16 protein-coding genes, 1 pseudogene and 1 riboswitch are annotated in these 13,745 nt (G+C 64.4%); of the genes and pseudogenes, 8 read left to right on the top strand and 9 right to left on the bottom strand.

Features of this window, described 5'->3' with window-relative positions; all coding sequences use genetic code 11:
* Nucleotides 1-272 precede the first annotated feature (272 nt).
* The gene (locus DCO48_RS02770; protein WP_116549089.1) at nucleotides 273-506 is read right to left on the bottom strand and encodes a hypothetical protein; all 234 of its coding nucleotides are present in this window, start codon (nucleotides 504-506) and stop codon (nucleotides 273-275) included.
* 151 nt (nucleotides 507-657) lie between these two features.
* Here DCO48_RS02770 and DCO48_RS02765 point away from each other — a divergent pair, with 151 nt between their 5' ends.
* The gene (locus tag DCO48_RS02765) at nucleotides 658-1,242 is read left to right on the top strand and encodes a YajG family lipoprotein (RefSeq protein ID WP_116549088.1); all 585 of its coding nucleotides are present in this window, start codon (nucleotides 658-660) and stop codon (nucleotides 1,240-1,242) included.
* A 69-nt stretch (nucleotides 1,243-1,311) separates the two neighbouring features.
* On the opposite strand, the gene DCO48_RS02760 is transcribed toward DCO48_RS02765, so the two are convergent.
* Entirely contained in the window at nucleotides 1,312-1,518 is a 207-nt protein-coding gene (locus DCO48_RS02760; RefSeq protein WP_116549087.1) for a hypothetical protein, read from the bottom strand.
* A gap of 167 nt (nucleotides 1,519-1,685) precedes the next feature.
* Here DCO48_RS02760 and DCO48_RS02755 point away from each other — a divergent pair, with 167 nt between their 5' ends.
* A complete protein-coding gene (locus DCO48_RS02755; protein ID WP_116549086.1) occupies nucleotides 1,686-1,946 on the top strand; it encodes a hypothetical protein in 261 nt (86 codons plus the stop codon).
* Between the two features lie 92 nt (nucleotides 1,947-2,038).
* On the opposite strand, the gene DCO48_RS02750 is transcribed toward DCO48_RS02755, so the two are convergent.
* Nucleotides 2,039-3,205, bottom strand: coding sequence for a 1-acyl-sn-glycerol-3-phosphate acyltransferase (locus DCO48_RS02750; protein WP_116549085.1), 1,167 nt, complete (start codon nucleotides 3,203-3,205; stop codon nucleotides 2,039-2,041).
* 120 nt (nucleotides 3,206-3,325) lie between these two features.
* On the opposite strand from DCO48_RS02750, the gene DCO48_RS02745 reads away from it, so the two are divergent.
* From DCO48_RS02745 to DCO48_RS02735, 3 genes are read left to right on the top strand one after another with little or no spacing between them, the layout of a single operon-like run.
* Entirely contained in the window at nucleotides 3,326-3,508 is a 183-nt protein-coding gene (locus DCO48_RS02745) for a CPXCG motif-containing cysteine-rich protein (protein WP_116549084.1), read from the top strand.
* A complete protein-coding gene (locus DCO48_RS02740; RefSeq protein WP_116549083.1) occupies nucleotides 3,508-3,768 on the top strand; it encodes a putative signal transducing protein in 261 nt (86 codons plus the stop codon). The genes DCO48_RS02745 and DCO48_RS02740 overlap by 1 nt, the downstream gene beginning before the upstream one ends.
* A 10-nt stretch (nucleotides 3,769-3,778) precedes the next feature.
* On the top strand, nucleotides 3,779-4,399 hold the full coding sequence (locus tag DCO48_RS02735) for an SOS response-associated peptidase (protein WP_116549082.1): 621 nt from the start codon (nucleotides 3,779-3,781) through the stop codon (nucleotides 4,397-4,399).
* An 18-nt stretch (nucleotides 4,400-4,417) separates the two neighbouring features.
* On the opposite strand, the gene DCO48_RS02730 is transcribed toward DCO48_RS02735, so the two are convergent.
* From DCO48_RS02730 to DCO48_RS23130, 3 genes and pseudogenes are all read right to left on the bottom strand, one after another.
* Nucleotides 4,418-5,464, bottom strand: coding sequence for an RHS repeat-associated core domain-containing protein (locus DCO48_RS02730; protein ID WP_116549081.1), 1,047 nt, complete (start codon nucleotides 5,462-5,464; stop codon nucleotides 4,418-4,420).
* 133 nt (nucleotides 5,465-5,597) lie between these two features.
* Nucleotides 5,598-6,341, bottom strand: coding sequence for a methyl-accepting chemotaxis protein (locus DCO48_RS23135; protein ID WP_371919479.1), 744 nt, complete (start codon nucleotides 6,339-6,341; stop codon nucleotides 5,598-5,600).
* Nucleotides 6,342-6,452: 111 nt separating this feature from the next.
* Nucleotides 6,453-6,656, bottom strand: a pseudogene (locus DCO48_RS23130) (HAMP domain-containing protein); the annotation flags it as partial.
* Between the two features lie 1,234 nt (nucleotides 6,657-7,890).
* Here DCO48_RS23130 and DCO48_RS02720 point away from each other — a divergent pair.
* A complete protein-coding gene (locus DCO48_RS02720) occupies nucleotides 7,891-8,706 on the top strand; it encodes a M48 family metallopeptidase (RefSeq protein ID WP_116549079.1) in 816 nt (271 codons plus the stop codon).
* Between the two features lie 102 nt (nucleotides 8,707-8,808).
* Here DCO48_RS02720 and DCO48_RS02715 read toward each other — a convergent pair whose 3' ends face one another.
* From DCO48_RS02715 to DCO48_RS02705, 3 genes are all read right to left on the bottom strand, one after another.
* A complete protein-coding gene (locus DCO48_RS02715; RefSeq protein WP_116549078.1) occupies nucleotides 8,809-9,393 on the bottom strand; it encodes a TMEM165/GDT1 family protein in 585 nt (194 codons plus the stop codon).
* Between the two features lie 88 nt (nucleotides 9,394-9,481).
* Nucleotides 9,482-9,601, bottom strand: a riboswitch (yybP-ykoY riboswitch).
* A gap of 39 nt (nucleotides 9,602-9,640) precedes the next feature.
* Complete coding sequence (locus DCO48_RS02710; RefSeq protein WP_116549077.1) at nucleotides 9,641-10,639, bottom strand: class I SAM-dependent methyltransferase; 999 nt, start codon at nucleotides 10,637-10,639, stop codon at nucleotides 9,641-9,643.
* 51 nt (nucleotides 10,640-10,690) lie between these two features.
* Nucleotides 10,691-11,656 (bottom strand): 2-hydroxyacid dehydrogenase, encoded by a 966-nt coding sequence (locus tag DCO48_RS02705; RefSeq protein WP_116549076.1) that lies wholly within the window; start codon nucleotides 11,654-11,656, stop codon nucleotides 10,691-10,693.
* A gap of 232 nt (nucleotides 11,657-11,888) precedes the next feature.
* Here DCO48_RS02705 and DCO48_RS02700 point away from each other — a divergent pair, with 232 nt between their 5' ends.
* Together DCO48_RS02700 and DCO48_RS02695 are read left to right on the top strand one after the other, a co-directional pair.
* Nucleotides 11,889-12,458, top strand: a complete 570-nt coding sequence (locus DCO48_RS02700) for an acyl carrier protein (protein WP_116549075.1) — start codon at nucleotides 11,889-11,891, stop codon at nucleotides 12,456-12,458.
* A gap of 9 nt (nucleotides 12,459-12,467) precedes the next feature.
* The gene (locus DCO48_RS02695) at nucleotides 12,468-13,745 is read left to right on the top strand and encodes a beta-ketoacyl synthase (protein WP_116549074.1); all 1,278 of its coding nucleotides are present in this window, start codon (nucleotides 12,468-12,470) and stop codon (nucleotides 13,743-13,745) included.

Below are 13,745 nucleotides of genomic sequence, written 5' to 3'. Positions count from 1 at the left end.
TTCACGCTCTTTTGGAGTCGTGAACCTCAAAAGGGGCCGTGCAGGGCAGGCCCGGCAGGTTCTGGCGCAGCTGGAGGGGGCCGAAAAAGCGGGCACACCGGGCTTGGCAAGACCTGTGTGGAAGGCTCTCTGTGGGCAATGCGGGGATGGCCGATGCATGGCAAAGGCGGTGCTGCGAGGCCCGATCAGGAGACGTCCTTATAATCGGGGGGAGATTATAGCGAGGTAACGCGAAGAAACGATCTTTATTAATGGTTTTTCTTGCTTGTCCGTCAGGCGGCCAGCGCCGAGTGCACCCTTTTGAGGCGTGCGTGCGGCGAAACACGGGCGTTGGCGGGCAGCGCGCGGTTCAGCCAGTGCAGGCGAATTTCGCCGACTTCCACCCAGCCGCTGCCGCTTGGCGCCTGTTCGCAGCGCTTGAAGGCCTGGCACAGGCCCTGAGCGTCGAGGCGAACGAACTGGCGTTGTGGTTGGCGTTTGAACAGAAGGTTCCAGATCGAGGTCATGATGGCCTGCCTGTGGGGAATTGAGGCTAGCCTAGCGCCGCACGATGAAACGATTGTGACAGCGAACGACGGCGTGGGCGGCCGGTCTATAGCACGAGTGGCCAGGCGATATATACTGCCGGCCTTTGCTGCTATTCCTGGAGAGATGAGCATGTTGCAACGTTTGTTGTTCGGTTTGATCACGGTGACCAGTCTGACCCTGGTGGGCTGCGCCCACAGCCCGCAACAACTGAGCCCGCAACCTAAACTCAATGCCCAGCTGGCACCGGTCGGCCGTGGCCAGCCGGTCGTGGTCAAGGTGGTCGATGGCCGTGCTTCGCAAACCCTCGGCACCCGCGGTGGCCTGTACCCGGAAACCAGCGCCATCACCGTCACCAGCAATGACGTGGTGCCCAAGCTGCAAGCCCAGGCCGAAGCCGCCGTGCGCCTGCTCGGCTTCACCCCGACGCCGAATGCCTACAACGCGCCGCAACTGACCGTGACCCTTGCCGAGCTCAAGTACCAGTCGCCGAAGGAAGGCATGTACGTGACCGAGGCGACCATCGGTGCGACCTTCCGTGCCGACGTGGCCAACGCCAACCGCCGTTACAGCGGCCGTTACGGTGCGTCGCTGGACCAGCGCTTCGGCATGGCGCCTAACCAGGAAACCAACACCAAGCTGGTTGGCGATGTGCTCAGCGATGCGCTGACCCGCCTGTTCAAGGACCCGACCGTAGGTCAGGTGCTGGGCGAATAACCGCGCCCGTTTCGCAGCAAAAAGCCCGATGCCTGCTAGCAGACATCGGGCTTTTTTGTGGCGTGCAGGTCAGGCCGCTTCGACGTAGAAGTCGAGCATGCTGATGCCGGTATGGCTGTCGACTTCCGGCAGGTCGGCGTGGCTGTGCCCGCCGAGGGCGCAGTAGACCAGCCATTGGCGGTCCTGCACGTTGAAGGCGAGGCCGTCGATCAGCGCCTGCTGTTCGTCGTTCTCGACGACCCGGTAGAGGCGATCCTGGTTTTCGGCGTGCAGCATGACAAGCTCCGGTGGATATCAAAGGCCGCTAGAGTGGCGTGCTGGGATGACGAACGTATGACGGCGGGAATTAGTTGTCGTTGGTCGTAAAGGCGGGGCAGGGGCGGGCGGCTTGGGTAGAATGCGCGCCGTTGAGTGTTTTTTGTGCTGTTTTTCGAGGTTTGACGATGTCGTTGCACGTGCTTTGGGGGCTGTTGGCGTCCCACCCGGCCAAGCTGGTCAATTTGCTGGCCTTGCTGTTCACCTGCCCTGGCGGGTTGTTGCTGCACGCGGCCCGGCGTCGTGCGGCGCAAGCGCTGGCGTGTGGGCCGGCGGAGGATCTGGTGGCGGGAGGCATGGCCGAGAAGGTCAGCCGCTTCTACTACATCCTGGGGTTTGCGTTCCTGGCGATGGCGCTGCTGATTTCCTGGCTCAGTACCTGGATCTGAGGTGAGCCCATCGCGGGACGCGCCCGCTCCCACAGGGGATCGCAGTGCCCTTGTAGGAGCGGGCTCGTCCCGCGATAGCAGGCGCCGCAGTCTTAGAGCCCCAACCCCGCCTTGACCCGATACTGGTTGCGCACCGGCGTCGCGTACTGCAACACCAGGTACGGCCGGTGCTCTGCCGGGCAGGCCTCAAGCCGGCGCTGCCACTCGGCCTGGGCCTTGGCCAGTTCGTCGGCCGGGAACAGCTCGGCCGCCTTTGGCACCAGCAACTGCGGATCGGCCTGATCCCACTGCGCGTACGCCAGGTAATGCACCGGGAACAAGCGGTAGCCAGCGAGAATCTGCTTGTCGATTTCCACCGCCAACTGCTTGGTGTCATCGAAGTGCGCGGTCACCGGCGCGGCAAAGTTGATGTGCACCCGGCCCTTATAGCCGGTAATGCCCTGGGCAATGCTGACGTCATCCTCGCCCGGCGCCTTGGTGTAGCTGCCGGTGCTGGCGCGGATGTACAGCTCGCGGGCCTTGGCCTGATCGCAGGGGTCGTATTCGTAGCTGATCGACACCGGGCTCAGGTTCAGCGACTGGATCACCGCACCGAACGGCTCGTCCTTGCGGCTCATGTGGAACATTTTCAGGATTGCCGAATCGGTACGGTCGTCGCCGTCCTTGGCCCGGCCCTCGGCCTGGGCGATCCAGATCGACACGCAATCGGTGCGGATCGAGTGGTTGATGTACGCCGACAGCAACTGATAGGCCGCCAGCTTCTCGCGCCGGCCGCTGATCGAACGGTGCACGATGAAGCTCTTGTTCAGGCGCATCATGTCGCTGACGAACGGCTTCTGCAGCAGGTTGTCGCCAATCGCGATGCGCGGTGTCGGCAGCCCGGCGTGGTACACCGCGTAGTTGACGAAGGCCGGGTCCATCACGATATCGCGGTGGTTGGCCAGGAACAGGTAGGCACTGCCCGACTTGAACTGCTCGACGCCGGTGTAGGTGACGCCGTCGGTGGCTCGTTCGATGGTGTGGTCGACGTAATACTCGACCTTGTCCTGCAGGGTTGCAACGCAGCTGACCCCGGCGAATTCTTTGCGCAGGCGGCGGGCGATCAGCGGCTTCAGCAGCCAGCCGAATGCCCCGGCCATACGCGGGAAGCGGAAGTGGGTGAGGATATCGAGGAATGCCGGGTCGCTGAGCAGGCGTGCCAGAACGGCAGGGACCTCAGCGTCGTCGTACGGTCGGATGGCATCGAATTCGCCCATCATGCTCTCTTGTTGGAAACGGCTAGGGTAATAGTAAGGCTGCGGTCCGAAAAACGGCTCGGACACGGACATGGCCTGTAAATAGACCGGCAATTATACGCACAAGTCACTCTGGAGGCCGCGATGCTGGAACAAGCGATCTACGATTGTCCTTATTGTGGTGAAGAGGTGGAAACCACGCTCGACCTCTCTGGCGGCGATCAGACCTACACCGAAGACTGTCAGGTGTGCTGTCGGCCGATCGTGTTCGTGCTGCAGGTGCATGGCGACGAGTGGATGCTCGACGTCAAGCGCGAGGATGAGTAATGCAGCGTATTTATGAGCCGGAGAACCTGCTGGAAGCCGAGTTGCTGATCGGCATGCTCAGCAGCGAAGGCGTCAAGGTGCACCTGGCCGGGCGCGACCTGGTCGGTGCTGCCGGCGAACTGCCGCTGCAGGGCCTGCTGGGGCTGGCGGTGGCCGACGAACAGGCCGAGTACGCACGCGCGCTGATCGCCGCGTACAATGCCGCTCAACCGCTTCCTGGCGACGAGCCGGAGAGTCTTCCGGGAATTCTGATTTGCTAGGTGTTGCCTGATGTGTGGACGTTTTGCCCTGTTCCGCTGGAACTCGAGTTTTGCGGCACTGCCGGGGTTCCCGGCGGACCAGCAGGCCCAGTGGAATATCTCGCCGGGCGCCTCGGTGTTGATCCAGCGCCTGGAGCACGCTGAGCCGACCCTGGCGCGGGCGCGCTGGGGGCTGACCCCGGCCTGGCTCACCGACCTGTCGAAAACCCCGGCCCATGCGCGGGCCGAAACCCTGGCCGAGCAACCGATGTTTCGCGAGGCGTTCCGCCTGCGCCGTTGCTTGCTGCCGGCCAACGGTTTCTACGAGTGGCGCGGCACGGTGCGCAAGCGGCCGTACTGGTTGACGCCGGCGGAGGGGTCGTCGTTGTTCTTTGCGGCGATTTGGGAGGCGTACCCGGTGCAGGAGCAGGTCTGGCTGAGTACCGCGGTGGTTACCCAGGCGGCGATGAATCAGCGTCGGCCGCTGATTCTGGATGCAGCCGGGCAGGCGGCCTGGTTGAACCCGGACACTTCGCTGGCGGAACTGCAGACCTTGCTCGCCAGCCCGCAAACGGCATTGCGCGAGCGAGTGTTGGCGAATTTCGTGAATGATCCCAAGCTGAATGCACCGGAGTGCCTCACCCCGGCGTGAGCAGGGCAGCCTGGGCGACTACGCCTGATACCTGCGGACTTCTTTGACCTTGCCTGCTGGCGTTATTTCGCCCGGCATGAAGCCTGGCGCTGTGCGATTGAGCCTGAAGCGATTTTTCTTCATTACGCCTTCAATGGTGGTCGCTCTGACTAGCCCGAAAGCGCCTTTGGTCCTCAGGCCGGTGGTTCTGGCGAAGTCACCGGCGAAAGAGCGCTGCCCCACCAGGCTCATGCACGGAATTAAACGCGCTTTGGAAAATGTTTCGCCCGGATAAGCCTTCATTGCCTTGTTTCCGACCGTATCGCCGCCTAGAAAAATCTGTTCACCATTTTTACCCAGTGACGTGAGCAAGCTGTCGCCGTTCTCGTCAAGGATGCCGTGGCCATGGATGTTCAAGGTTTTTCCCTTTTCGCCGCGGGTGATGAAAGAGTGCACGTTGGGAAATAGTTCTTGGATGCCTTCAACGGCCTCATCGCGCAAAGGGTCTTTGCCCTTGAACACTGCACTTGCCGCTTTGCTGATGGCTTTCAGGGGGTTATGTCCCGTGGGGTCGGTATTGTTTAGCGGGTCGCCTTGGCAGTACGCATAGGGGTTGATTCCGCCTTTGCCGAATGGCGACAGGTTGTCCGGGCTGTGGAAGCGCATCACCCGGGGGGTGTAGACGCGATAACTGCCGAGCAGGATGTGCCCGGTCAATGGGTCGGCGCATTCGCCGTTGAAGCCGACCACTGTTGCAGGCTCGGCAGCAGGCTGGCAAAAGCCATACGGTGTATAGCGCGGCGCCTGATCGGCAGTGCCGTTGAGCGCATGCAGAGCAGAGCGGTAGCGATCGCTGGCCAACAAGGTGGCGCTGGCGGCGCTCCCCGTGATGTCCTGCTGCGCCAGGAGGATGTCGCCATGTTGCAGCAACGTGCGTCCGACGGCGCCCTGGATCTCGCCGAGCAATCGCTTGTTCAAATAAAAGCGCAGGACCGCGGGTTGTTCCGCCGTGGCGGTGCGGGCAAGTCGATCTAGCGCGTCGTATTGATAGGTGCAGGTTGCGGTGTCCGGGTCGCCTTCCATCATGAGCTCTGCCTGTGTCTTGCCTAAGCGTGTCAGTGTGAGCGGGGCTCCGACAGTTGTAACCTGACAAAAGTATCAGGTCGTTGTTAGCGGTGGGAGCCGGCCTTGCCGGCTCCCAAGGTTTCAACAGCGGCAATTACACCCGGAACTGATTGATCAAGCGTCGTTGCTGCTCGGCCAGCTTGGTCAGCTCGGCGCTGGCGCTGCTCGACTCGTCGGCACCGCCGGCCACCTCATTGGCCACCTGGCCGATATTGATCACATTGCGGTTGATGTCCTCGGCCACCGCGCTCTGCTCTTCCGCTGCGCTGGCGATCTGGGTGTTCATGTCGTTGATCACCGACACCGCCTGGGTGATGCTTTCCAGTGCTTCGGCCGCCTTGGCCGCCTGTTGCACGCTGACATCGGTCTTGCCCTGGCTGTCTTCCATCACCCGCACCACATCGCGGGTGCCCTGCTGCAACTGCTGGATCATCTGCTGGATCTCTTCGGTCGCCTGCTGGGTCTTCTGCGCCAGGTTACGCACCTCGTCGGCGACCACGGCAAAGCCACGGCCCTGTTCGCCGGCCCGCGCCGCCTCGATGGCTGCGTTCAGCGCCAGCAGGTTGGTCTGCTCGGCAATGGCCCGAATCGCCACCAGGATCGCGTTGATGTTCTCGCTGTCGCGCGCCAGGTTCTGCACCACGCCCACCGCACGGCCGATCTCCTCGGCCAGCGCACTGATCGACTGCGAGGTGTTGCGCACGATGTCCAGGCCCTGGTTCGCCGCCTGATCGGCATTGCTCGCAGCCTGTGCCGCGTGGGTGGCGTTGCGTGCCACGTCCTGGGCGGTGGCGGTCATCTGGTGCACGGCAGTGGCCACCAGGTCGATCTCGGCCATCTGCTTGTGCACGCCCTGGTTGGTGCGGATGGCGATGTCGGCCGTGTGCTCCGAGGAGTCGCTAACCTTCTGTACCGAGGCCACCACCTGGCTGATCATCGCCTGCAGCTTGGCCAGGAAGGTATTGAAGCCCCTGGCGATCGAGCCCAGTTCGTCGGCCCGGTCGCTGCTCAGGCGGCGGGTGAGGTCGCCTTCACCCTGGGCGATGTCGTCGAGCATGCTGACCATCTGCCGCAGTGGCCGGGCAATGCCGTGGGCCAGCAGCCAGATCACCAGCAGACCGAGAGCCGCAATCGCCAGGCCGACCACGGTCATGCCGGTGATATCGGTGCGTCGTTGCTCGCTGAGGTCTTTTTGCAATTGCTCGGCATCGGCCATCACCGCGCTGATCGGCAATTGCAGCAGCAGGGTCCAGCGCGCCTCGGTGTTGCCGATCTTGAACGGCAGGTACAGCTCGATAGTGCCGCTGGCGGTGTCGGTTTCGTAACGCAGGGTTTCGCCCTGCAGTTTGGCCAGGCCGGCAACTTCGGTCGGGTCGAGCACGTCGCTGGCCTTCTCGCCGAACTTGCTCTGGTCTTTGGTGTAGGCCACCAGGCGGCCATTGCCGGACACCAGGGCCAGCTCGCCGGCGCCGTTGTACAGCTGGCTGTCGGCGGTCTTGAGCAGTTCCTGGATGAAGTTCACCGACAGGTCGGCGCCGGCAATGCCCTGGAACTGGCCGTCGACGATGATCGGTTCGATAAAGGACGCCAGCATGACCACCTTGTCGCCCACTTTATAAGGTGCCGGGTCGATCACGCAGGCGCGTTTCGACTCTTTCGAGCACAGGTAGTACTCGCTGGCGCGCACGCCGGTGGCCAGGACGGTCTGATCGCTGACGTCGGCCAGTTCGTCGAGGCCGAGGCTGCCGTCTTCATTGCGGAACCACCAGGGCAGAAAACGCCCGCTGGCCTTGTCCATGCCGACGATATCGGTGCCGATATAGCGACTGTCGTCGTGGTCCAGGGCGTTCGGCTCCCAGCCCAGGTAGGTGCCGAGGATCGCCGGGTTGGCCACGGCGGTCTGCTTGAGCAGGGCGATCAACTGTTCGCGCTCGATCTTCAGTTGCGGGTTGCCGGCGGCATCTTTCATGCCCAGCAGGGCATTGGTGGTGGCCAGGCCACGGCTGATCAGCAACGGCGCTTCGAGGCCACGCTGGATCTGGCTGACCTGGGTCTGCGCCAGGGCCGTCAGGCGTTGCTCGATAACGCTTTCGAACTGTTGCTGGGTGCGGGTCTGGACCAGCGCCTGGGTGCGTGCGCCGGCAAACACTGCGTACATCACCAGGGCTGCGACGATGCTCAATACGATGGCGCCGGCGAGGGCCGCCACGGAAAACTGGATCGACTTGAACTTCATGAGGGGCTCCGAGTGCCAAGAGGGTCGCCTTTTGCGTTATCGGCGCCGACCGTCAAAAGCATGAGCACTGACATGAAATGTTCGCGCCTGCATCTGGCGTCGTCACTCGGCGCGGCCTAGGATACGCGGCATGTTCGAATGGAGTGTTCACATGCGTAAGTCATTTGTTATTGGTGCCCTCAGCGCCAGCGTACTGCTGGCAGGATGCCAGGCGGTTAACACCACCAGCGGCGGTGCGGTGGGGGTCGAGCGCAAGCAATACATGTTCAGCATGTTGTCGACCGACGAGGTCAACCAGATGTATGCGCAGTCGTATCAGCAGACGCTGAGCGAAGCCTCGAGCCAGGGCGCGGTGGACAAGTCCAGCGCCAACGCCAGGCGTGTGCAGGCCATCGCCACCCGGCTGATCGCCCAGGCCCCGCAGTTCCGCCCGGATGCCGCGCAGTGGCAATGGGAAGTCAACCTGCTCAAGAGCGACGAGCTCAACGCCAACTGTGGTCCGGGCGGGAAGATCTTCGTTTATAGCGGGCTGATCGATCAGCTCAAGCTCACCGACGACGAGCTGGCGGCAGTCATGGGCCATGAAATCGCCCACGCCTTGCGCGAGCATGGGCGCGAAGCGATGTCCAAGGCCTATGGCGTGCAGATGGCGCGCCAGGGCGCGGGTGCCTTGCTGGGCCTGGGCCAGGACAGCCTGGCGCTGGCCGATACCGTGGTGCAGTACAGCCTCACGCTGCCCAACAGCCGGGCCAACGAGAACGAAGCCGACCTGATCGGCCTGGAACTGTCGGCCCGGGCCGGGTACAACCCGAATGCAGCGATCACCTTGTGGAACAAGATGAGCGCGGCCTCCGGTGGCGGCCAGCCCGAGTTCATGAGCACCCACCCGGCATCGAGCAGCCGGATCGCTTCGCTGGAAGCGGCGATTCCGAAGGTCATGCCGCTTTACGAGCAGGCCAGGAAGTAAGCGTCTGGGGCCGCGTTGCGGCCCCTTCGCGGGACGAGCCCGCTCCCACAAGAGCACCACTGTTCCCTGTGGCAGCGGGCTCGTCCCGCGATTGCTTCAGCGCTACACCCAGCCACTCACCTCCATGGCCGAATACACCGCCACCAGCGCCAGCACCACGAACGCGGTCGCCGCCAGGCGACGAATCAGGGTCAGCGGCAGTTTCTCCGCGGCAAAGTTGCCCGCCAGTACCACCGGCACGTTGGCAATCAGCATGCCCAGGGTGGTGCCGATAATCACCATGATCAGGTGCGGATATTGCGCTGCCAGCATCACCGTGGCGACCTGGGTCTTGTCGCCGATTTCGGCAATGAAGAACGCAATCAGCGTGGTCAGGAACGGCCCGAAGCGCCGCGCCGTGCTGGCCTCGTCGTCGTCCATCTTATCCGGCACCAGGGTCCACAGCGCGGTGGCCGCGAAGCTCGCGGCGAGGATCCAGTGCAAGGTCGCTTGCGAGAAGAAGCCGCCGACCCAGGCGCCCACGGCACCGGCCGCCGCATGGTTGGCCAGGGTCGCGGCGACGATACCGGCGATGATCGGCCAGGGCTTGCGGAAACGCGCCGCGAGAATGAGTGCGAGCAATTGCGTCTTGTCGCCGATTTCAGCGAGGGCAACGATAGCGGTGGGGACGAGTAACGATTCCAGCATCAGGATTCCTACGGGGGCGGGTCGACACGGCTATGACACGTACGACCTTCCCGCCCCGGGTAAGGTGTGCGTGTCATAGGTCTTGTCAAACCCTGGGTCCGTCTATGCGGACCGTGGGTCGTACGCGCCATGGTCTGAGGACCAAGTATGTTGACGCGTACCGGGCGAGCGGGGTGCTCGCGGGAGACTACTCCCCTAGGACGGAGCGGATTCTGCCTAGGCAAAACTGATTCGGCAAGCGAAGTTTTTAACGGCGTGTGGCCTGGTAAATCCGGAAGCCATTGCCTTCGGCGCGGATCCGGCAGTTGCCCAGCGCGCCTTCGATCAGCGGCTGATAACGCAGGAAGCTGTTCGCCACCAAACGCATTTCGCCACCTTTTCGCAGATGATCAGCCGATTTTTTCAGCAAGGTTTCCGATGCCTGGTAATTGGTGTGCACCCCGGTATGGAACGGCGGGTTGCTCAGGATCACGTCCAGGTCCTGCGGCGCGGCAGCGATGCCGTCGCCACAGATCACCTCGCCGTCCAGGCCATTGGCCGCCAGGGTCAGACGACTGGCCGCCACGGCAAACGCATCGACATCGAGCATGTGCACCTGGCTTTGTGGATAACGTTGCTTGATTGCCGCGCCCAACACCCCGGCGCCGCAGCCGAAATCCAGCACCTTGCCGACGGGCAGCGCGTCCAGGTGTTCCAGCAGCAGCTCGGTGCCGCGGTCGAGGCGGCCATGGCTGAACACCCCCGGCAGGCTGACGATCTGCAACGCCGCCTCACCCGACACCAGCTCGAAGCGTTGCGCCAGGCTGTGCAGTGGTTGCGCGACCGGCGGGTGTTCGACCGTCACCTGCCATAGCTGACAATGCCGCGCGCTGTCGAGTTTGCGCGGCTTGCCGAAGGCATGCAGCTGCTTGGCCGCGCCCTCGATGCCGCCGCGCTTCTCGCCGACCAGGAACAGTTCGCGCCCGCCCAGGCGCGAGGCGAGGGCGTTGAGCAGGTAATTGGCCAGGTCGCGGGATTTGGGCAGGAACAGCACGGCCGCGTCGAATGCCTGCGTCGGCGCTTCCACGCCAAAGTGGCTGCGCCCGGCAAAGCGCGCCCCGAGGGCGGCCTGATCGCCGGCGTGCCAGCACCAGCCGTGGGCGTTGCCGAGCGTGCCGAGCAGGTCGTCGGCGGGCAGCCCGGTCAGCAGCAGCGAGCCCTGAAACAAGTCGGCCTGACGAAGCAACACTTCACTGCGCGGGTCCATGGACGACGGCTCCTGAAAAAAATGGCGAATTCTAGCAGAAGCGCGCCGGGCTTAGCTGACCACCCGCCGCGGGCTGCCGGCAAAAAACGCCACGGCGTTCTCGCTCAGCTGGCCGACGATGCGCTGCCGCGCTTCGCGGGCGCCCCAGGCACTGTGCGGGGTCACGATCAACCGCGGGATGTCGGCGGCCAGCAACGGATTGCCGTGCACCGGCGGCTCGACGCTCAGCACATCGGTGGCTGCACCGCCCAGGTGCCCGGCGCGCAGGGTGTCGGCCAGGGCTTGCTCGTCGATCAGGCCGCCGCGGGCGGTGTTGATCAGATAGGCGCCGGGCTTGAGCAGGGCCAGCTCGCGAGCACCGATCATGTGCCGGGTGGCGTCGTTGAGCGGGCAGTGCAGGGTCAGTGCATCCACCTGCGGCAGCAGTTCGTCGAGGTTCAGGCGGTCGTCGCGGGCCGGCCGGCCCGGCAGTTGGCCAAGCAGCACGCGCATGCCGAACGCCTCGGCCAGCTTCGCCACCGCCCCGCCCAGCTCGCCATGGCCGAGCAGGCCGAGGGTCTTGCCTTCGAGTTCGACGATGGGGAAGTCCAGCAGGCAGAACTGTTTGGCCTGCGCCCATTGGCCGGCGGCGACCGCCTGCTGGTAATCGGGCAGGCGCGTGGCCAGCGCCAGCAGCAGGGCCAGGGTGTGCTGGGCCACCGATGGCGTGCCGTAGCCCTGGCAGTTACTGACCACGATGCCCTGGGCGCGAGCGGCGTGCAGGTCGACGTTGTTGGTGCCGGTGGCGGCCACCAGGATCAGTTTCAGCGCGGGGCAGGCGGCCAGGGTGGCGGCGTCGAGCATGACCTTGTTGCTGATCGCCACGCTGGCACCCTGCAAACGTTCGGCCACCTGCTCCGCAGCGGTGGCCGGGTACAGCTGCAATTCGCCGAAGGCGGCGCGCAGGCTAGCGAGGTCGAGGTCGCCCAGGTCCAGGGAACTGTGGTCGAGAAATACGGCGCGGGATCGGGCGTTCATCAAGGGGTCCTGAGGTGGTGGCGCAAACTGCCAAGGCTGGGCTTTGAGCGATCCTACTGCACATCCGCGCCGGCGCAAAACATGGGACGGCAGTCCATCAAATAGCCATTGCTGGCACATTGACTCTCCCCTTAGGGGGAGGGTTTAGCCTTCTTCGGATGACCGCGGCAGCCCTTTGCGGAGCCCGCCCGACGCGCAGAAAACAACCCTCAAACGATCAAGGAATCGGTCAATGAACAACCCATTGGAACTGGAGCAGGTGGTCCTCAGTGTGCGCGACATCCTCGCGCAACTGTTGGTGCTGGACGCGGACGAAATCAGCGCCGACAGCGCCATTGTCGAAGAGCTGGGCGCCGACTCGCTGGACATCGTCGACCTGAGCTTCCAGCTCGGCCGCCAGTACGCTTGCAGCTTGCCCAAGACCAGCGTGCTTGACCACACCGTGGCCGTCTGCGGCGATGCCGAGGCGTTCCTGCAGGCCGGCCGCCTGACCGACGATGGTGTCGAACTGTTGCAGCAGAGCCTCAGTGCCTACGCCCCCGGCCAGCTCAAGGCCGGCATGCAGCCGGCGGATGTGTTCGCCGCCACCACCGTGCGCAACTGGGCCTTGCAGTGCCACAACCTGTTCAACCACCTGCCGGCGCAGTGCCCGGAGTGTGCCGGCGAGCAGGCGCGTCTGAACGACCGCCAGCAAGTGGTGTGCGTAGGGTGCAGCGCGCGCCTGACGCCGTTGGACGGTGACAGCGTGTCGCGGGCGCTGGTCGAGCAGTTTGTCGCCGCGCGCGTTGCGGCCGTGGCCTAGGTGTCCACCATGCGGGAAGAAGATGTCGTGGTGACCGGCTACGCGCTGGTCGCCCCGCAGGCAATGGATGCCGACACATTGTTCGCACGCCTGGCCAACGGTCAGTCGAGCCTGCGCGAGCACCCCGAGTTTGTACGCCTGGGCTTCGCCAACCCGGTGGCTGGTTACCTCGACCAGCAGCAGTGGCAGGCCGTGCAGGCCGGCGTATCGGCCAGCGACGGCGAGCTGCCGCGGCAATCGGCGCTGATCGATTACCTGGCGCAGCGCGTGCTGGTGCATGCCGGGCTGGCGCCGGCGGCGTTTGCCCGAGCGGCCAGCGGGGTGTTCCTGGGGGCGAACAAGTTCAACGCCAGCGGTGCCGAACTGGCCGAGGTCAGCCGCTTCATGGATGACCAGGCCTGTGTCGACCTCGATGCTTACCTGGCTGCCGGCGAGCAAGGCCGGGCCGGCTTCGGCCGGCGCGTCGACCAGCAGACCCGCCACCTGGCCGCGCTACTCGATGTGCGCGAGCACACCTCGACCCATTCCGATGCCTGTGCCGCTGGCACCACGGCGATTGGCAGCGCCTTCCGGGCGATCCGTCGGGGCGATATCGACCTGGCGGTCTGTGGCGCCATCGACCTGATGGCCAGCGAGTTTCCCTACTACAGCTTCAACAACCTCGGCGCGCTGTGTGCACGCGCTGACTGGCCCGCCGCCGCGCAAAGCCGGCCGTTCATGAACGACCGCTGTGGCTTCGTGATCAGTGAAGGGGCAGCGTTGCTGGTGCTTGAGTCGCGTGCCCACGCCGAGCGGCGTGGCGCGCAAGTACGCGGGCGGGTGCTGGGTTACGCGAACTGCTGCGAGGCGCAGAAAATCACCTCCAGCAGCCGCGACGGCCGCCTGTATGCCGAGTGCATGGCGGCGGCGATTGCCGATGCCGGGCTGACCCCGGCCGCTATCGGTCACGTCAATGCCCACGGCACCTCGACGCCGAGCAACGACCGCTGCGAGGCGCTGGCCTTGCAGACGCTGTTCGGCGAGCACCTGGCGCAGGTCAGCATCACCGCGAACAAGTCGGCGCTCGGCCATTCGCTGGCCGGCAGCGGCGCCCTTGAGGCGGTGTTGTCGCTGATGTCGCTGGCGCGCGGCACGGTGCTCCCGACCCTCAACTACGACCCACAGAACGCCGAGTTTCCGGCGTTGAACATTCCAACCCAGGCCCGCCAGCAAGCGTTTGCGGCGGTGCTGTCCAATTCCTTCGGCTTCGGTGGCATCAACAGCTCGCTGGTCCTGGGGAGGGCTTAG

The organism is Pseudomonas sp. SDI (genome assembly GCF_003105155.1).
GTDB lineage: Bacteria > Pseudomonadota > Gammaproteobacteria > Pseudomonadales > Pseudomonadaceae > Aquipseudomonas.
Note: the sequence above shows the minus strand (reverse complement) of the source record. Positions and strands in the feature narration are given on the sequence as shown.